13 protein-coding genes are annotated in these 19,909 nt (G+C 55.5%); 2 read left to right on the top strand and 11 right to left on the bottom strand.

Going from position 1 to position 19,909, the window contains the following annotated elements; genetic code table 11:
- The 9 genes from DNI29_RS20465 to DNI29_RS20425 form a co-directional block, all read right to left on the bottom strand.
- Positions 1-567: glycoside hydrolase (locus tag DNI29_RS20465; protein ID WP_498366057.1), on the bottom strand; the 567-nt coding region annotated here is incomplete at its 3' end.
- A gap of 17 nt (positions 568-584) precedes the next feature.
- A complete protein-coding gene (locus DNI29_RS20460) occupies positions 585-2,039 on the bottom strand; it encodes a glycoside hydrolase family 30 protein (protein ID WP_110979992.1) in 1,455 nt (484 codons plus the stop codon).
- 147 nt (positions 2,040-2,186) lie between these two features.
- A complete protein-coding gene (locus DNI29_RS20455; protein WP_110979991.1) occupies positions 2,187-4,373 on the bottom strand; it encodes an RICIN domain-containing protein in 2,187 nt (728 codons plus the stop codon).
- 195 nt (positions 4,374-4,568) lie between these two features.
- The gene (locus DNI29_RS20450) at positions 4,569-5,999 is read right to left on the bottom strand and encodes a glycoside hydrolase family 30 protein (protein WP_110979990.1); all 1,431 of its coding nucleotides are present in this window, start codon (positions 5,997-5,999) and stop codon (positions 4,569-4,571) included.
- Positions 6,000-6,351: 352 nt separating this feature from the next.
- Positions 6,352-7,830, bottom strand: coding sequence for a RagB/SusD family nutrient uptake outer membrane protein (locus DNI29_RS20445; RefSeq protein WP_110979989.1), 1,479 nt, complete (start codon positions 7,828-7,830; stop codon positions 6,352-6,354).
- Between the two features lie 30 nt (positions 7,831-7,860).
- Positions 7,861-11,079, bottom strand: coding sequence for a SusC/RagA family TonB-linked outer membrane protein (locus tag DNI29_RS20440; protein WP_110979988.1), 3,219 nt, complete (start codon positions 11,077-11,079; stop codon positions 7,861-7,863).
- Positions 11,080-11,172: 93 nt separating this feature from the next.
- Positions 11,173-11,991, bottom strand: coding sequence for a PfkB family carbohydrate kinase (locus DNI29_RS20435; RefSeq protein ID WP_238388163.1), 819 nt, complete (start codon positions 11,989-11,991; stop codon positions 11,173-11,175).
- A 229-nt stretch (positions 11,992-12,220) separates the two neighbouring features.
- The gene (locus DNI29_RS20430) at positions 12,221-15,028 is read right to left on the bottom strand and encodes a substrate-binding domain-containing protein (RefSeq protein WP_110979986.1); all 2,808 of its coding nucleotides are present in this window, start codon (positions 15,026-15,028) and stop codon (positions 12,221-12,223) included.
- A gap of 372 nt (positions 15,029-15,400) precedes the next feature.
- Entirely contained in the window at positions 15,401-15,733 is a 333-nt protein-coding gene (locus DNI29_RS20425; protein WP_123823348.1) for a hypothetical protein, read from the bottom strand.
- Positions 15,734-15,914: 181 nt separating this feature from the next.
- Between DNI29_RS20425 and DNI29_RS20420 the strand changes: the two genes are divergently transcribed.
- Complete coding sequence (locus DNI29_RS20420; protein WP_110979984.1) at positions 15,915-16,364, top strand: energy transducer TonB; 450 nt, start codon at positions 15,915-15,917, stop codon at positions 16,362-16,364.
- A gap of 24 nt (positions 16,365-16,388) precedes the next feature.
- Here DNI29_RS20420 and DNI29_RS20415 read toward each other — a convergent pair whose 3' ends face one another.
- Positions 16,389-16,937: a hypothetical protein gene (locus tag DNI29_RS20415; RefSeq protein ID WP_110979983.1), complete on the bottom strand. Its 549-nt coding sequence runs from the start codon at positions 16,935-16,937 to the stop codon at positions 16,389-16,391.
- Positions 16,938-16,981: 44 nt separating this feature from the next.
- Entirely contained in the window at positions 16,982-17,590 is a 609-nt protein-coding gene (locus DNI29_RS24270; protein WP_123823347.1) for a hypothetical protein, read from the bottom strand.
- 557 nt (positions 17,591-18,147) lie between these two features.
- On the opposite strand from DNI29_RS24270, the gene DNI29_RS20405 reads away from it, so the two are divergent.
- Positions 18,148-19,770: a hypothetical protein gene (locus tag DNI29_RS20405; protein ID WP_123823346.1), complete on the top strand. Its 1,623-nt coding sequence runs from the start codon at positions 18,148-18,150 to the stop codon at positions 19,768-19,770.
- Positions 19,771-19,909 lie beyond the last annotated feature (139 nt).

Raw genomic sequence — 19,909 nt, 5'->3', positions numbered from 1 at the left:
GTTCTTGGTGTCCTTCATCCAGGCCGGCGGCGACCAGGGGCTCACGTACATGGTGAGCTTGCCGCCAGCGGCGGCCGTGGCCTGCTTGATGAAGGGGATTTTGTACTGCTGATCGTGCTTGATGTCGAAGCTTTTGAGCTCCTTGTCGCCCTCCTGCACGTAGGTGTACGTGTCGGAGGAGAAGTCGCAGCTGTTGATGTTGGTGCGGCCCAGCGTGTAGCCAATGCCCTGGCTGGGGCTGAAGTAGGCCTGCAGAAACTCCTGCTGCTGGGCCTTGGGCAGCTTGGCAAAGGTTTCGGCCGAGGCATCGGTCAGGGCCCCGCCAATACCCACCAGCGACTGGAAGGTGTGGGTGGGGTCCACAAAGACGGTGGGCTGGGTTTCCAGCGGCTGGCCCACTTCCTTGAAGCTGAGCTTGTCGGTGGGCGAGAGGCGCAGCTGGGAGCCAGCGGCGGTGGTGTACACCTGCACCTGTTTGCCAGCCGCTGAGTAAGTTTTAACGGATTTTTGAGCGGAAGCCGAGCCAAGACTCATCGCCAGCAACGCGGCCATCAATGATTTTTGCATGCGTACTAAAGAAAAAGTTACCAGATGTAGGTCCCGACGGCTCCGGCCGCTAGTTGGCCGGTAGCTACCTTACCCCGGTAGCGGATATCGAATGTTTGCAGGGAAGAGCCGGTGTTAAGCACGATAAGTACTTTTTTGCCCTCAGGATTTTTGAAGGCCACATTAGGCAGCGTACCAGGCACATTGGTGGCAATACGCACGGAGCCCGGCCGCACAAACTTGGCGGCGTGGGCAATGGTGTAGTAGGCCGTGTTACGCGTAACGGTGTTCCCCTCTATCGTTACGGCTCCTATACACGTAGTGCACCCCCCAGGGGTGTGCGGCCCGTAATTCTGGTCCGAGGCCAGGTTCCACTCCAGCACATTGCGGCTCCAGTTGCGGGTAGCCCCAATGATGAGGTTGCTTATGTGCCAAGTGAAGTCGCCAGCAAACTTGCCGGTGCTTTCTGTCCACTGCTCCGTGAAGTACACATTCTTGTCGGGAGCTGCGTTATGCACCGTCGTCATGGCCGAAATTTCTCCCTTATAAAGATGAAAGGCCGAGCCATCCACGTACTGACGAGCCTGCGGGTCGCGCAGAATGGAAATAGGGTAGTCGGGGCGGTCGAGGTTGTGGTCGTAGAGGATAATTTTTGTGTTCAGACCCGCAGCCTGTAAAGCTGGCCCCACGTTGTCGCGAATGAAAGTGGCTTGCTCAGCTTCCGTCATTAGCATGCTGGGGTTGTTAGCGTCATGCAAAGGTTCATTTTGCAGGGTAATAGCATCTACCCGAATACCTTCCGCTTGCATGGCCTGCAGGTACTTAACAAAGTACTGTGCATAGGCTGAGTAGTACTCGGGCTTGAGCGAGCCGCCTACAAAGCTGTTATTGGTTTTCATCCAGGTAGGCGCCGTCCAGGGCGAGCCCAGAATCTTGATGCTGGGGTTGATGGCCAGAATTTCCTTGAGCACCGGAATCAGGTTCTCCTTATCGGGAGCTATGCTGAACTTAGCGAGGGTAGGGTCCGGAAGGCTCGATTCGTTGTAGGTGAAAACACTGGCATCTAAGTCAGAAGCCCCAATGCTGATGCGCAGGTAGCTGGTGCCGATGTTGTTTCCATCCGTAGCAAACAGCTCCTTAAGCAATGCTGCCCGCGCAGTAGTACTCATCTTATTGAGTAGCTGAGCGCTGCCCCCCGTGAGGGTGTATCCAAAACCATCAATGGTTTGATAGGTCTGCGTGGTATCTACATCAATCGTCGGATTCTGACCCTTAGGCTCTCCGAAATTTATACTCAGGGTACTCTTGTAAAATAAGGCTCCTTTGTCAGATGTCGTTGTCCAGAGGGCGACTTGTGAAGGCCCGGTTGTTACGGGTGGCAACACCGGGGGCCGGGGCGCGGGGTCGGGCGAGTCTTTGCTACCGCAACTGGCGGCCAGCCCTAGAAGCAGCAGGCCGGCTACGGTATACGGAAGTTTGAAGGGTAGGGGCATGGGTAGGGCAGGAGGGTAGAAAGGAGAAGATGCCGCGAGAAGCCGCGACTGGTTTAGACCGTTTGGGTGATGAGCAGAGTAAAGGTTTGATCGATAAGCAGGAGAAAAGTGGCCCCGGCCTGCTGCCGGGGCCGATAGATTTCTGGATTAATGAGCTACTATTACCCGGCGCACCAACTGGCCTTCCGGAGTATCTACCTGCAGCAGATAAATGCCAGCAGGAACTCCATTAACCGGTACTTTGATTAGGTTTTGCCCCGAGCCAACCGGGCGCTCAGCCTGGCTAGTAAGCACTCGCCCTGTCATGTCCAGCAGGCGCAGGGCCAGGCGCTGGCTACCCGTAGCCGTATAGCTTACATTCAGGTCGGTATTCGCCACGGTGGGGTACACTACCAAGCGTGCATCTGCAGCGGCGTTGGTGGTAGCCAGGGCTACGCGGGCGGCTCCTTGGTCTGAGAACCACCAGCGCTGGTTGTCGCTGCCACCGTAGGTCCATTGCTGAATAGCGGCCCCGTCAGCAGTGGAGTTGTTCTGCACGTCAAGAGCCTTGCCGCTGTACTTATTGATGATGCGGTACGTGCCGTCGCCGTTGCTCAGAATTTGCCAGTACTGGTTGTCGGCACTAGCCCAGTCCCACTGATGCACCAAGGCCCCATCCGCAGTCGAAGGCCCTGCTATATCCAGGCTCTTGTTGCTGTTCAGGTTCACAATGCGCACATAGCCACCACCGGCATCTACTAGCTTCCACTTCTGATTAGCGGCACTTACCCAGCCCCACTGCTGCACACGGCCTCCGTTGGCCTGCGAGCTAGCCGAGACTTCCAGCGCTTTGCCGCCATTTTTGGAGCTGATTTCATAGATGCGGCCAATCTGCGGCCCGCCGCTGGGGGTAGTCGTACTGCCTGACCATTTGTAGGTAGCTACAGCTCCGGCTGGCAGACTGGTAGTAAAGGCTTGTCCATTCCAGACCACTTTGAAGGTGCTGGCAGCCGAGCCGTTGTTGAGCGCAATAAGCACCTTAGAGCCATCGGGGTTGCGGAAGGCTACGTTTTCAATGCCGCCCGCTACCGAGTTGGATTCAATCCGCACGGCGCCGGGGTCCACAAACTTGCTGGCGTGGCCCAGGGCGTAGTACTCCACGTTGCGCGTTACGCTGCCATTGGTGTTGTTTACCGTTACTACCCCCCGGCAGTCCGGACAACCGCCATTTTTGGGGCCGCTATTCTGGTCGAGTGCCAAGTTCCATATCAGCACGCTCTTGGACCAGTTGCGCGTCGTGCCAATGAGGTAGTTACCCACATGGTAGCGCAAATCACCGGAAAAGCTACCCCCTACCGAGCCAGTAGCTTCTGTAAACCAGATGTCCTTGTTGGGGTAGGCGTTGTGTACGGTCGTCTGATTGGGAATGCCCGAAGGAGAAGAATAGCCATGGAAAGCCGAGCCGGCCGCATACTGAGCCGCAGCAGCATCTGCAAACACATCCATCGGGTAATCAGGCCGGTCCCAGTTGTGGTCGTACACGATGAGCTTGGTTGTGATACCAGCATTGCGGAAAGCTGGTCCGATGTTGTTCTTCAGGAAGGCAGCCTGGTTGCCGGGGTCCATGCGCATGGCCATATAGGGCGCGGCATAGAGAGGCTCGTTCTGCAGGGTCACGGCGTACACTGGCAGGCCCTCGGCGGCGTAGCCCTGCACGTATTTCACGAAGTAGTTGGCGTAGGCCTGGTACCAAGCCGTGTTCAGCCAGCCGCCCCCACGCAGGTTGCCCGTTTCCTTCATCCAGGCCGGCGCCGACCACGGGGAGCCCATCAGCTTGAGGCTGCTGTTCCTGGCCCGCGCGGCTTTCAGCATCGGAATCAGGTCTACCCGGTCGTTATTCAGATTAAAGTAGGTCAGGTTTGGGTCGGTCTGGCCAGCGGGGCGGTCGTCGTAGGTGAAGTCGCCCTGAGCCGAGAAGTCGGACCCACCCATAGTATGGCGCAGGAAGCTCAGCCGGATACCGCTGCTGGTGAACAGGTCGTTGAGCAGGGCATCACGCTGGCTAGCCGACATATTCCGGTTGAGCACGTAGGCGGAGGAGCCGGTCATGGACGCCCCAAAGCCATCTATGCTCTGGTAAGTAACGCCCTCGTTTACGGTGATGGTAGTACCCGTCGTGCCCGTATTCGCCCCGAAGCTAGGGTTAGCCTGGGCTTGCAGCAGCTTGCTTTGGTCGCCGGTTGTCATCCAGAAACCAACAGATTGGGCTTGCACGCCCTCGGGCTGCAGGCCTAACAGTGAGAGGAAGACCAACCCAGCCATAATTGGCCCGGGGCGGTGTAGTAAACGTTTCATAATGGTGGGTTTTGGTTGTGAAAAAAGTACTAACAGGCCCTTGGGAGGCCGGAGAGCCAGCAGAAGCGGGGTAGGTGAACCCGCGTTAGTGCTTGTTCTTTCCCAAGCGGAGAGCTACAGGAAAAGGGTAATCAGAGCGGAGTAAAAAACTTAGCCTACTAGGCTATGGGAGCCTAGTAGGCCAAGGAAGCGGGTTTACCACACGTATGTGCCGGCGGCACCCGCATTGAGGGTAGTATTCAGGGTTTTGCCCTGGTAGCGGAGGCTGAAGGCCTGGGTTCCCTTGGAGTTGTTTTGTACCAGCACCACCCGTTGGCCATTCGGAGTTTTGAAGGCCACGTTGGGCAGTGTTTCGGAGGTAGTAGAGCTGATGCGCACTGAGCCGGGCCGCACAAACTTGCTGGCATGGGCAATGATGTAGTAAGCATCTTCGCGGGTGACGTTGTTGCCGTCTAGCGTCAGGGCCCCGCGGCACTCGGTGCAGCCGCCCGGCGTGTGCGGGTTCTGCTGCGGGTCGGCGGCCAGGTTCCACTCCAGCACAGTACGGGCCCAGTTGCGCGTCGCCCCAATCATCAGGGTGCGGATGTGCCATGGGAAGTTTTCCGAGAACTGGCTTTTAGAGCCTACCCACTGCTCCGTGAAATACACGTTCTTGTCGGGGTGGGCATCGTGTACCTTGCTTAAAGCCTCAATGGGGCCGGCGTAGAGGTGGAAAGCTGAGCCATCGACGTACTTTTTAGCCTCAGGGTCATTGAGGATGGTCAGGGGGTAGTCGGGCCGGTCGGCGTTGTGGTCGTACACGACGATTTTCGTGTCAATCTTTTCCTTCTGGAACGTGGGGCCCAGGTGCTTCTTCACAAACTCAGCTTGCTGCTCTGCCAGCATGAGCAGGCTAGGGTTGTTGCCGGGGTGCAGGGGCTCGTTCTGTACCGTAATGGCATCAATGCGGATGCCCTCGGCTTTCATCCCTTGTATATACTTGGCAAAGTAGCGGGCGTAGGCGTCGTAGAACTCGGGTTTCAGGGAGCCTCCCTTAGAGTTACCGTTGGTTTTCATCCAGGTAGGCGGGGACCAGGGTGAACCCAGAATCTTGATGCGCGGGTTGATGGCTAGGATTTCCTTGAGCACCGGAATCAGGTGGGGCTTGTCGGGAGCTAAGCTGAACTTGGCCAGGGTAGGGTCGGTCTGCCCCTCTGGCAGGTCATTGTAGCTGAACACGGTAGCATCCAGGTCGGAGGCCCCGATGCTCAGGCGGAGGTAGCTTACACCAATGTTGTTGCCATCGGTGGCGAACAGTTCTTTCAGTAGCGCTGCACGCTCAGCGGCACCCATGCGGTGCAGTAGCTCGGCGCTGCCGCCCGTGAGGCAATAGCCAAACCCGTCGATGGTCTGAAAAGTCTGCTTGTCGTCTACCTCGATGACAGAGCCTGTTGGTGCACTAGTGCCCCAGGTTGGTACTGTTTGAGCCTGAAACAGCACCGACTTGTCGGGGGTAGTAAGCCAGAAAGCGGCGGTACCTTTCTGAACAGAGGCGGTTCCGGTTTGCGGAACGCGCTGGCAGCCCGCACCCAGGCTCAGGCTGAACAGCAAAGCCAAGGAAAGGGTAGGTTTTGGAAAGAAGGACATGCAGAACGGGTAGGAAAAGAGGTGAGGACCAAAAACACAACCTAACGATAATGAGCCGTTAGATTTCTGTATCAGAAGGTACTACCAAGAAAATAGGAAGAGGAAGGAAAGCTCTGGCAAAGCTTGCCGCAGGCAAGTTTCCCAAAGGGCCGGCCCTGCACCCCTTTGGCAGGGCCGGCCCTGCACCCCTTTGGCAGGGCCGGCCCAGGAAACCCCTATGGCTCTGGCGGAACCATCGGAGCAAGGCGTGCTACCCATGCTACTCTGGTGAAGGCAGCATGCGCAATGAGTAAAGAATCAAAACCGGCACTACTTAGCCCGGCAATGCAAGCACTGCCGGGCCAGGAGTTCATTAGTAGCCAGGGTTTTGTGCTACGCTCGGATTTGTGTTCAACTCGCCAAGTGGCAGCGGGAAAAGCAAATAATTTGCGTCGCGCTGTCCCTGACGCTTCTGCGCAATGATATCTAGGGCCGTAATGGTGTGGGCACCTGCCTCCACTTGGTTATGACGGGCATAACGTACTAAGTCAAACCACCGCTCTCCTTCGAACGCGAGTTCCAAGCGGCGCTGTTTGTCAATTTCATTACGCAGGGTTTGCTTGCTGGCAGCCTCCGGCGAGGTGCTGGTGAGTGCAGTTAGGCCTGCTCGTTCGCGCACTAGATTTAGCTTGGCTAAGGCATCGGCTGTGGGGCCCGATAACTCGTTGGTCGCCTCAGCGTAGGCCAACAATACCTCCGCATATCGCATAATGTAGGTGTTGTCAAGCGAGTTGAAGGAGTTTGGGTTACCGGGCCATTTATATACAAATGGCCCCTTGTCGTTTTCGTTACTGTTCTTGCCGTCGATGTAGCTAGCATGGTCCCGTCCCCCTGTTACTCGGCCACGATATGCCCAGCGTAAATCCTGAACTGTATCAACAGCAAATGTTAAGTCTGTTGGGCGAGACTCGGAAGCTGACCGATATAGCGTGGGGATGTTGAACTCGCTAAACGAGTAAGTAGCCGGGGGGGAAGGCAGTAGCAAATCAGGCAAAATATTATTGCCATCAGCTGTGCCGGAGTTCTGTACCTCCAGAATAGATTCCCCCTTATTATCGGCTGGAAATAGATTTTTGAAATTGGTTTCCAGCCGGTAGCTACCACCCGTTATTATTTGATTAGCCGTTTGCTGAGCCAAAGCCCATTGGCGCTGCGTCAAGTACACCCGGACTAGTAACGCGAGGGCTGCACCGCGAGCCGCCCGGCGCGGGTTTGTGGCTGGCATGGTGGTAGCCGCATCGTTCAGGTCGGCAATAACCTGGGTGTACACATCTGCAGCATTAGCGCGCGGCAGGTTCAATACTTCCGGCGTGCCGCTTTCTGTAGGCTCCAAGCGTAAGGGTACCCCGCCAAAAGCCCGGACCAGGTTGAAGTAGTGCAAGGCCCGCAAAAACTTAGCTTCCCCGAGAATTTCTGTTTTCCGGGTTTCGTCCATACTGATGCCGGGTATATACTTCAGCACAGTGTTGACCCGGTTGATGCCTTGGTAGGCGTCGCGGTAGAGGTTGCTAGTTTGCGAGGTAGTAGAGCTCCAGCTCATTTGAGCTAAATCTCGTACGTCAAGGTTGATGCTTGTGCAGTTATCGGAAGGCATTTCGCCCAGCACAATCAGGTCTTGGCTGTAAAGGCCTGTTGATTGCAGAATGTCGTAGGAGCCGGTAATACCGGATTCTGCATCGGCACTTGTTTTGAAGAAGCTGCTAGGTGAAATAGCAGTCAGTGGTTGTTTGTCCAGTACGTCGCAGCTAGCCAGTAAGGCTAGGGCAAAAATGGGATATACTATCTTTTTCATGGGAATAGGTGGGGTTGGACGCTGGACAGTTTAGAAGGTCGCGTTTATACCTACTGTATAGGTGCGCGATTGAGGGTACACACCCAAGTCGCGGCCGAAGCCTGTCGTCGAAAAAGGATCGGCGCTAACTTCCGGGTCGTATCCCGAGTAGTCTGTCCAGGTAATCAAGTTCTGGCCGGTAACGTAGAGCCGCATGCTACTGATGGCTGCCCGTTGCGTAATAGTGGCTGGCAGCGTATAGGCCAGGGTTACGTTTTTGAGACGAACGTAAGAGCCATCCTCAATAAATCGGTCCGAAACACGCGTATTACGGTTCGGGTCGCCGAATATGGCGCGGGGTACTGAGGTGTTAGTGTTAGTAGGTGTCCAGCGGTCCAGTACTCGGGTCGTTTGGTTGGAACCCGCACTCATAGCTTCTAGCGTACGGCGGTTCTCATTGTAGATGTCATTGCCGAAACTGCCTTGGAAGAAGACGCTTAACTCTAATCCTTTATAGCCGAAGTTATTAGTTACGCCAGCTATTGCTTTCGGATTAGCATTGCCAATGATAGTGCGGTCATTATCATTAATTACACCATCATTATTAATGTCGCGGAACTGAATGTCACCGGGAGCAGTGGCCGACTCCTGTCGGGCTGCTTTCTTCACATCGTCCTCAGTCTGGAAAATACCCTGTACTTGAAAGCCATAGAACGAGCCCAGCGGAGCTCCTGCGCGGGTAATAGTATAGCTGGGTTCGAGGAATTGACGGGGCACCAATTGACCATCCAGACCAGGCTGCGAACCTAGGTCGATGACCTTGTTGCGGTTCATCGAAAAGTTCAGGTTGGTATTCCAACTGAAGCCATTATTCTGCGACTCCACGTTGATGGTGTTCAAACCCAGTTCAAACCCTTTATTTTCAATGTCGCCTACGTTCTGAATAACGTCTCTTTCTGCTGAACCCGTACTGAATGGCACAGTGATATTCAGCAATAGGTCTTCAGAGCGCTTGCGATACGCATCTAGTGTCAAGGTCATACGATTCGCCACCAGACCTAGGTCGGCTCCTATGTTGTACTGGTAAGTGGTTTCCCACTTAACATCAGCATTCCCTATGTTGAGGGGGCGGATACCTCCTCCAACGCTGCTACCGTTGTCGTAATTGCTACCCAAGGCATAGCGTGGGAAGCGCTGATAAGTGTAGAATTCTTGGTTGCCATTGGTGCCAAAGCTACCCCGCAACTTCAGCTCCGATACAGCTTTGCTCTCGGGGAAGAAGGCTTCGCGCGAAACTCGCCAACCCAAGCTGATAGCAGGGAAATACCCAAATTTGTTTTTATCACCAAACCGGCTGCTACCATCGGCACGCATACTAATGGTGGCTAGGTAACGCTCATCGTAGTTGTAGATAGCACGGCCAAAGTAGCTCATCAGGCCCCACTGATCTTGGTAGCTGCTAGGCAGACCATCAATTTCGGAGCCGCCAGTTAGGTAAGGAATCAGGTTGCTGGAGAAATTACGGGTGCTGGCCGAAGATGTAACCCTGTCTGATTCTTGTACCGAATAGCCACCCAGCAACGTCAGGTTATGCTTCTCCCCGAGGGTAGCATTATAAGTCAGGGTGTTTTCCCAGAGCCAGATAGCCTGTTGGTTGTTGGCAGTGCGGGCACGGCCCAGCACTATCGTAGGGTCTGTCAGGCCAGCCCGGGTACCTGGGTAGTTGCGCGACTGAAAGAAGGTCTCGTTCTGCGTGCGGAAATCTAGGCCTAGCGAGGTCCGGAAGCTCAGATTTTTTAGGATGTCCAACTCTCCATAGACATTACCAATCATTTGGTAGATGATGGCTTTGTTGCTGGTTTCAAGCAAGTTGCCGATTGGGTTGTCAATGGGAACAAAAGGGTTGACTCCGTAGCTGCCATCGGATTCGCGCACCGCAATAGTGGGGATTTGCGCAAGTGCACCCAGCACCGTGCCTGAGTTGCCACTGCCTAATTCGCTACGCACGCTCCCGTTGGTATTGGTGCGGCTCAGGTTTAAGTTGGTACCCGCCCGGAAACGATTACCTAATTGCTGATCAAGATTAACCTTGAAGTTGTAGCGGTCGAAGCCAGAGTTAAGGCTAATACCATCCTGCTTGAAATAACCCCCTGCTAAGTAGTAGCGAGTTTTATCAGTGGCACCACTTACGTTGAGCTGGTAGTTCTGAATTGCCGCCGTGCGGTATACTTCATCCTGCCAATCAGTATCATAAGGCAGATTATTTACGTCGGGGAATACAACAGGACGACCAGCATTGACCTGCGCTTCGTTAAAGTACTCTGCGAATTGCCGTGAATTCAGGAGGTCAATCTTTTTACGTAAGCGTTGCTGGCCATAGTATACGCTCAGACCAACTTGGGGCTTGCCCTTCTGCCCGCGTTTGGTAGTAATTACTACTACCCCGTTGGAGGCGCGCACCCCATAAATAGCCGCCGCCGCACCATCTTTAAGCACGTCAATGCTTTCAATGTCAGCTGGGTTCAGAGCGTTCAGCGGGTTAGGGCGCTGATTACCTACTGTAATTTCCTGCTCATAGGTAGGCAGAATAGGGACACCGTCAATAACATATAGCGGCGACGAATTTAGGTTAACAGTAGCATTACCACGAATCTGAATGTTGATGCCTGCGCCTGGAGCGCCTGAAGGAGCAGTTACTTGTACACCAGGGGCCTTCCCCTGCAGCGCTTGGTCGAAGCCAGCTACTGGTTGGCGGGTAAGTTCCTTCGAACTGACCGATGCAACGGAGGTAGTAAGTTCTTGGCGGGATTGAGTACCGTAGCCTACTACTACTACTTCATTTAGTGCCTGGGTGTCTTCACTTAGGGTTAGAGTATTTACCTGAGTGGGCTGGCCATCTACCACGGTAACTGGCACGCGGCTGGTTACAAAGCCAATAGAAGAAACCACCAGCGTGTACGAACCAGCAGGTACGTTGGCAATGGTAAAAACCCCTTCGGCATTGGTTGCGCTGCCTAGGGTAGTACCCTCCAGCAGTACCGTAACACCAGGCATTCCTTCCCCTTTAGCATCTACAATCCGGCCGCTAACGGGGCTGTTGACGATAGAATTAGTGCTGGGCTTTTCCTTTGCAACGCCACTAATAGAAGTTGCGCCCAGTGCTGGCTGAGTTGCCGCAAGGCCTGAAAGCAGTGCCCCGCCAACCGCTGGCGTAAGCCAGAAACGGCTGCGAAAAGCAGAGCCATGTGAAGATTGTAGTGGAAACGGCATAGTAAGGGGAATTGAGTGAGAAAGTGGGACTAAGAGTGGAGGCGCACTACTACCTGCTGGAGGCCAGTTGGCAATAGTGAATAGGTTGGATGATTAAGAGGCAGAGGCCAGGGGAAGCGGGAGCGGCTCCGGAGTGAGAAAGAGGCTTACTGCATTGGCTGCTAATGCAGACCGCAGGCACTCAGTGGGGCTAGCACTACCCCAGTGCGCCAGCAGAGCCGCCAGAAAAGCATTGCTGCTGCCCAAGGGCTCCTCGGCCTTCTCGCACTGGCCAGGAAGTGAAATCAATTGGTTATCGTGCCAGAGTGTGGCACCGGCAGTTCCTTTGGTTAGGCAAACCGCTTGTAAGTTGAAGTGGGCCGCCAACCAGGGCAGGGCCGTGAACTCGGTGCTGGGCTGCCCGTGCCAGCTCATGATTTCCACGAGCTCCTGCTGGCTAAGCTTTACCAGATCGGCCTGGCGCAACAAATATTTTACAACGGTGCGACTGTAATGCGGCGGGCGCAGATTGACATCGAACACCTTGAAGGGGACCACCTGTAGCAACCGGTACAGCGTTTCGCGGGTGGTAGTACTGCGGGCTGCCAAAGAGCCATACACCAACATGCGAGCCTCGGCCACGCAAGCCCGGAGTTCATCGGTATGCTGGAGGTAGTCCCAGGCAACCGGCTCAACAATTTTGTACACCCGGGGCCCGGCTCCCAAGGTCACTTTAACCACGCCCGTAAGGTGGGTTTGACTGCGCTGGATGAGGTAGGAATTCAGGCCCTGTTGCTCTAGCGCCGAAAGCAAACCAGCCCCTAATTCATCATCGCCTACCCGGCTGATAAGCTGGGTAGCTTGGCCCAGCCGATGCAACTGCACTGCTACATGGAAAGGCGAGCCCCCGGGCTGCCGACCGGTCGGCAGCATATCCCAGAGGAATTCCCCTATGCATACAATGGCAGGTGAGTGATTCATTACGGAGGCGGTTTCAACAAAAGTCGATTACCTACCTGCCAAGGGCTTTCACAAATCTTTCAAAGTGTGTTCACTAGGTAAAATATTGGTATGTGTCTGTTAAATAGGTATTTGTGTAAATAAAAAGCCGGGCCCTTATGAGGCCCGGTAACAATTTTGTAACAGGAGTTTAGAGAATATTTCAGTAATGCGGAGTTATATGGAGGCTCCGAAACTCAGAAGGTGCCTGCTGGTAGCGGGCTTTAAAGCTGGCCGAGAAGTACGATGGAGAAGAGAAGCCTAGCTCGTACGCCACCTCTGCTATAGTCAGGCTTTCGTCCAGCAATAGCTCACGGGCTTTCGTGAGGCGTAGGCTCTGGATGAAGTCGGTTACGCCGGTACCCAATACCGCTTTAACTTTCCGGTAGAGCTGCATGCGCGAGATGCCCAGACTGCGCGCAATATCTTCCACACTCAGGTCGGAACGGGTCAGGTTTGCTTCTACAATGGCGGTCAGGTCTGCCAGAAACTTTTGATCAGGATTAGAGGCGGCTACCGTGGCCGTGTCAATGGATAGCTCGCGCCGGTAGTGCTCCCGCTGTCGGGCCCGGTTGGCCAGCAGCGTACGGATGCTTTCGAGCAGGAAGGTAGGGTTGAAGGGTTTGGTGAGGTAGAGGTCGGCGCCTGCTTGCACACCCTCTACCTGCTGCTCGGGGGCGTTGCGGGCCGTAAGCATTACCACCGGAATATGAGAAGTGCGCCAGTCGGATCGGAGCTGGGTTACTACTTCCAGCCCACTGAGCCCGGGCATCATCACGTCGCATACAATCAGGTCCGGAATCAGGTCAGTGGCCATCCGGAAACCAGTATGCCCATCATGGGCACTTTGCACCCGGAAGTCTGCTCTCAGCTTACGCGCCAGAAAATCGTTGACCTCTGCGTTGTCCTCAATCACGAGCACCAGCGTTTCCCGGGCACCATCAGCGGTAGGTTCTTCCATTTCACTTCCCAAATCAGAAGCAATTGGCTCGGGCTCGTCCAGCGTGAGCAGCAGCGGAGCAGTGGGCGCATCGGAGCGCAGGGTTTCGGGTAGCTCGCGGGGTAGGGTCACGGTAAAAGTGCTGCCTTGTCCGGGCTGACTGCTGAAGTTTAGCTGCCCCTGGTGCAGGTGCACCAACCCCTGGGCCAGGGCTAAGCCCATACCAGAGCCCTTGGCTACGGCTCCTTGCTCGCCCTGGTAAAACCACTCGAAGATGTGTGCCCGGTCATGGTCACTGATGCCCTGGCCCGTATCAGCCACACTAACCCGCAACGAGCGTCCGGCATCAGCAGGCTGCAGGCTAATGGTTATTTGGCCCTGATCGGGCGTGAATTTCAGTGCGTTACTCAGCAGATTGAAGAAGACTTTATCCAGAATATTGCCATCAAACCAAGCCAGTAATACTGGCTCGGCCACCTGAAAGCGCAACTGCACGCCGCGTAGTCGGGCGGGCTTCTCAAAGGCATCTACGATTTCACGCACAAAAGCCACCAGGTTGCCTTCGGTGGCACGCACCGGCATTTTGCCAACTTCAATCTTGCGGAAATCCAGAAGTTGGTTTACTAACTGCAACAGCTGCTGCGTGTTACGCCGAACCAGCGCTAGGTCCTGACGCTGGGGAGCGGTTAGGTCGGGGCTGCTGGTAAGCAGTTCTTCTACCGGGCCCAGGATCAGGGTCAGGGGAGTGCGCAGCTCGTGGGAGAAGTTGGTGAAGAAGCGAAGCTTAGCCTCCGTATCGGCCCTCGACTGTTCGGCCAGGGCCTCCAGCTGATTACGCTGCTGCCTGATTTCTTCGTTCTGACTGATTAGCTGCCGGTTGATCTTGTCATTAGCCTCATTCTGGAGGGCAAGCTGATGGTTGATCTGACGGTTTTTACGTGCCGACTGCCAAGCCAGAGCACCCAGCACAACGGCCCCCAGCAGGGTAGCCAACAGCCCATACAGAATGGTTTGCTGGCTGGCATAGGTAGCCCGCAAGCTCTGCAACAGGCCCTGCTGACGCTCAATGTCCTGCTGTTGGCTCACCATCTTATCGGTTTGCTGGTGCATGGTCAGCACATTGGTCGAGTCGATGACCATGGAGCCCAGCGTATTCTCTTTCTCGAAAGGCTGTTTGCGCAGGATTTTCAGCGCCGTCCGGATGGCATCCTCGCCGCCCGGCGAATACACCACGGAAGCCGTCAGCATGCCGCGCTGGAGCAGGTCAAGGCCTTCATTCGGCCCAGCCAAGCCGTCAACCCCGATGATGCGTACCTTGTTGGCTAGTCCCAGTTCCTGGCACACTTCATAAGCGCCCCGGCCCATGCCGTCGTTATGCGAAAAAATCAGCGACACGTTGGGATGAGCCTTGAGCGCGGTACGCAGGGCTGGCTTCAGCGACTTCACCGTCCAGTCGCCGGTTACCTGGCCTACTAGGTGCAAGCCGGGGTAGGAGGCCAATGCCTGAACAAAGCCCTGGTGCCGGTCGGTGGTAGCCGAGGAGCCCGGAGAGCCCAGCACTTCAATGATGTTGCCGTGATACTTGAGAAGGCGGGCCGCATAGTTGGCCGCCGTTTGTCCTACGGCCAGATTATCGCCCCCGACGTAGGCCGTGTACTTGCGCGAAGCCGTGCGCCGGTCGAGCAACACAACGGGCACACCGGCCCGAACGGCTTCTTCCACGGCCGGCGTTACGGGGCCAGCTTCGTAGGGAGAAACAATCAGCAAGTCAACGCCCTCCTTTACCAGCTGACGAATCTGTTGTTGCTGGCGGCGGCTGTCATCGTGGGCATCTAGCAGGTGCAGTTCTGCTTCCGGATGAAAGCTTAGCTCGCGTTCCATACCGGCCAGCATGGCTTCGCGCCAGGGGCCGGACGTGCTGCACTGAGAAAAGCCAATGCGATACGCTGTTTTCTTTTCGCTCTTCTCACAACCTGTGAACAGGGCTAAGAAGAGTAGGAGTAGCGCCCATCGGACTGAAAGAAAAGGCATTCTAGTCAAATAGTGGCCAGCGGGTTGAAGAAATAGGGTGCCACGCTTCTTTCAAAGATACATAATCTTGCTGCTGCAGACATGCGAAAAGTAGTGCAGTGTCGAGTCAACCAATCTTTTAGCTGAATAAGGGGTAGGAGGGGTAGTCAGGTTAAGTAGTTGGTATGCGCAAAGACACAGCCTAGTAATGGTTCTCAAGGCTATACTCGAAGTGGAAAGCCTGATAAGCTCAACTGTCGGTTTAGCCTCGACGTCTTCTGGTTCAGCGGCTGTTTCGCTGGCACAAGCCTTAGGCCCCACATGGAATTTACGCACAAAAAAAGGACGCCCTTCAACAGGGCGCCCTTAAGAAACTAGCCGGAAAGTCGGGCCTCAGATGATGTTGCGCAGATCTTGACGCAGGTTTTCGATGCCGTGCCAGATTTCGTCCCAGGCGCTCCGGTCTTGGTCGGGGCCAGTAGCCGACTTGTCGGAGGCAGTGGGGGTAGGGGCATCGGGGCCGAGGCGCTCAACCAGGCGGGCGCGCTTAGCTTCCAGAGCGTCGGCGTGTTGGTTATAGGTGTTCTGCGAGTTAGCGGTGGTAGCGTGGGCCCGGTTACGCAGGGTCTGGATTTTGGCGTCGAGTTCTGTGAGAGCTTGGCGCAAATCCTCAGCGGTGAGGTGGGCCGGGGCGCGCATGTGTTCGGGAGAAGGAGTAGTAGCCATAGTAGCAGAGCAGTAAGGAGTGGAGTGGCGCCGGGTGGGCCCGTTTGCTATGTACTTGCCCCCGCCCAAAAAGGATACAGCGCCCCGTGCCAACAAATAGACAACTGAATGATAACCTAATGGTTACCTACAGTTCAGCTGGCACCGGTAGTTTTGCCCGGTATTCCGTTTTCCGCCACCTATGCCGCAACTACTACGCTTGTTTCTGCTGCTTTGGCTGCTACCGATAGCTACCCCCACCTTTGCTCAACACTCTGGCCCCGACGTGCAAACCGATGAGCCAGCTGCTCAAGCATCGGCTACCCCCACCCCGGCCGTGTACCATATTGCCGAGGTGATGCCGGCTTTCCCTGGTGGCGCAGAGGCTTTCCAGAAGTTTATGCGCAAAGAGCTTCGCTACCCCGATGAGGCCCTGCAACGCCACGTTTCTGGTAAGGTGTACGTGCGCTTTCTAGTAACGGAGGAGGGCCGCATCCGCGATGCTGAAATAGTGAAAGGCCTCGGGGCCGGCCTCGATGAAGAAGCGCTACGCCTGGTCCGCATTATGCCTTGGTGGAGCCCCGGCCAGAATGCTGGTCAGCCCGTGCGGGTCCTTTATACCATGCCCATTGTGTTTCGGGCGCTGGAGTAGCAAGGTGCATTACTTTATTCCGGACTAGAACTCCCGCGGAATGCCCAGCTCGCGGGCCAGAGGCGCGGCAGCCGAGGCGTAAAGCAGCGTCAGTAACTCATTGAGGGCGGGGGCTAGCTCTACGTGGTAGTCCTCGTGGAGCTTTTGGATGGCTTTGACTACCTCGGCTGTGCGGCGGGCCAAGTGTTGGAGTAGGGGCTGGGTAGGGCCGTGCAGCCGACCGGTGGCTTCAGGCTGGTGGCGCAGCACGTTTGTTAGCAGGCGTAGGGTCAACTCGATTTCCCCCCGCGTATCGCCTGTGATTTTGCAGTGGTAGGTGAGGCGCTGCTGCAACTGCCGCACAATGTGCAACAAATCGTTGGGGGTTTGGTGGAAGCCGCGCACGGGGTCATCTACCTGCTGTTGCAGGCGCTGGCGGCGCACCTGCAGGGCGTCATCGCCTTCCAGCAGGCGGAAGGCCAGTTGCTCCGTCAGGACGGCGTCCTGAGAAACCAGGCGGGTTAGAAGTTGGTCTTTTTCTTTTTGCGGCAGGCTCAGGAGGGCTTTGCGCAGATCGGGGGGTAGGGCAGGCATAGGAACTATAAACGTAGTTCCGCCGCTCCGGATTCCCTAAGCGCTTACACTCTATGCAACCGCCACTGCCACCATTGCCGCACTACCCGCCATCCCGAAAGCAAGCTAAGAAGTAGCAGGAGCAGCCAAGTGTTGCGCCAGTCAGGGGAGAGCAGAGCTTTTGTAAAGGAGCGAAAAAGTGCCTCTAGTTTATTCGTAAATGTTGTTGGCAACGTGTATGAATCACAACAGCCACATGTAAGCGTTTCGACGTTAATGTTTTGATTGTCTGTTGCAATTAATGGTTTCTCGGTATATGTATAAAGCGTAGTAGGCTCATGAGCCATATCGAGCCAATATTTGCCAGCTTCTACTTCTCTAAGCCAGTCATACAGCTGAATCAAGTTAGTATAGTTAGAGCCGGGTGCAAACTGCACCCGCATCCCCCTGTCAAGGTTAGGTTCATACTGAAATTGTCGCGTGACAATACGGATGTTTTGGAGTGCGAAATAGTCGGGTAATGTCTGACCAACGAAGGAGAAAGTATACCAGGGTCTAAATTTTTCTAGTACTGTAAGTGGCAAACATGGCGGAGCACTGCGCATTTGTTCGACAAAGATGAACTTGTTGTCTTCTTGAGAGCATATCTTCTTGGACCATATTGCAATTTCCAACACTCGGAGTCGATGTCGTGACTGTATCTGCGGCAGCGCCACGCACCCTAGTAGCAGTAGCCAAGCCAATGCCAACAGGCCCGGCGGGAATAGTAGAGGACGATAATAAGGGCGAGGGGTAGGTGATAGCAGCATAACAGTAGATTATCCTCAAAGTAAGAATAACGGCTGAATAACAGCTGTTCAGAGTATCGTGTGCATCAGCAGACCCAGCAGGGGTAGCAAATCCTTAATGTACAGAAGTAGGTCATTTGTATTAATTCAATCGGGGTTATAAATTTTCTTCCCTATCTTGGCCCCAGCAGGCGCTACCTGCTGCCTTTGGGATTACTATTCTCGTTGCTGCCCCCTTACTGGACTGACCCCCACCCGTCTGGCCCCAAAAGCTCACTGTCTTGTCTGAATCAGGTTTTCGGCGTGGTGCCGATACCCAAGTGACCAGTCCGCTGGCTGCTCCGGAAGCAACGCTCTGCTGCGCCTCCGCCTTTCAAGTACCGGTCATCCTTGAAAGCTGTTCTATGAAATGCATGATACGCTACCTCCAGGGGGGGAAGCCGATGAGGATAATTGCGGCTGTGCTTAGTCTGGCGGCCGGCTTTGCTTCCTGCTCCGGCCCCCAACATCCGGCGGCCGTGGTGCGCACGCCCAATACTGCCGAAAGCTACGTGCGACCCTACACCGCCGATTTCGGCTACGGCTGCAACATGGGCTACTACGGCAGCGGCTGGGACGACGAGCACCTGGCTTCAGCTATCAGTAAGGCCGGAGGGCAAACCATTCGAGTAACCCTGCCCGATCAGTTCCTCGATAAGTGGGGCTGGCAGGCTCGGCAAGCAGCCTTCGACCACCACACCATTAACCTGGGCCTGCGCGAGTTGGTGTGCTTCGTGGGGGAGCCCTCGGCGGAGCACCGCGACAAAACCGTATACCCCGGCTGCCGGGAGCCGTCCAAGCTGTTTGCCAACCTCTACGAGCCCATCTGGAACGCCGACAGCACCATAAACCCGCGCAATTACTACGCCGCCTACATCTATCGGCTCACTCAAACCTACGGTAAGCACATCCGCTTTTGGGAGGTAGTGAACGAGCCCGATTTCATTACCGACGTCAGCAATAAGGAGTGGCTGGACCGGGCCCCGAACCCGGCCGAAACTACCAACACGCTAGCCCCCATTTACCACTACATCCGGACCTTGCGTATCACCTGGGAGGTAGTAAAAAAGTACTGCCCCGAGGATTATGTAACCCCCGGCGGGCTGGGCTACGCCGAGTACCTCGATGCCCTGTTGCGCTTCACTGATAACCCAAACAACGGAGCTGTAACGGCCCAGTACCCAGCCCGGGGCGGGGCGTATTTTGATGTGGTGGACTACCACGTGTACCCTTCTTACTACCTGCGCCGGCGCAACCTGCTGCACACCAGCTTCAACTACCTGCGCAACTCCGATAATGCTGCCGCTCAGCTGCTGCGCCACAAGGCCCAGTTTGAGGCCGTGCTGCACAAACATGGCTTCAACGGCGATACCTACCCCGAAAAGCACTTCATCGTTACGGAAACCAACATCAGTCGGCGGCCGGCGGAATGGCGCTACAGCTCCGATGAAATGCAGCGCAACTTTGGCATCAAGGCTCTGGTAGCAGCCCAGAAGAACGGTATCCGGCAGGTACACTTCTATAGTGTGGCCGAGGCCACCGATGCACCCCAGGAGCCAGCCGGTGTTTCCTCGGCCGATGAGTTCAAGCTCATGGGCATGTACGAGAACATGAACCGCGACCGGCCCGGCCACGAAAAGCTAACCCCACTGGGCCTGGGCTTCAAAACCACTGCCAACCTACTGGCCGGTTGGCGCTACGATGCTCCGCGCACTGCCGCCCTCAAGTTGCCGGAGGAGGCCGATGGTGCAGCCTTCCGGCGGGGTAGCCAATATGTGTATGTGCTCTGGGCTAAAACTCAGCTCGATCAGCAGGAGGCTGCCTCCGTGCGCTACACCTTTCCGGCTGCTTGGTCGGTGGCTGGGCTGGAGCGGCGCGCCTGGGATTTTGGCGTTTCCGGGGTCAGCACGCGCATGCCGGGGCCGACCGTATTGCTTGATGGAGCTCCGGCTTTTTTCACTCCTCTTGAGGATGCTAAGAAACAGCTCGCGGCTCGCGCCTACCCTCATCCCAAAGCAGAACAGTAGGGCAGGTTGGCTGAACGGCTGTTCAGCTATATTGTAAAAGGCCAATACGATTGTGCTCCTGCTTATTGCTTTTTGTATTGTATAATTACGATATCAAATTTTGAAAAATTGCTAAAATGCTGATTATCCAACGATTTAG

The sequence above is a fragment of the Hymenobacter sediminis genome, assembly GCF_003231285.1.
GTDB classification, from domain to species: domain Bacteria; phylum Bacteroidota; class Bacteroidia; order Cytophagales; family Hymenobacteraceae; genus Hymenobacter; species Hymenobacter sediminis.
This window is presented reverse-complemented; position numbering and strand designations above follow the sequence as displayed.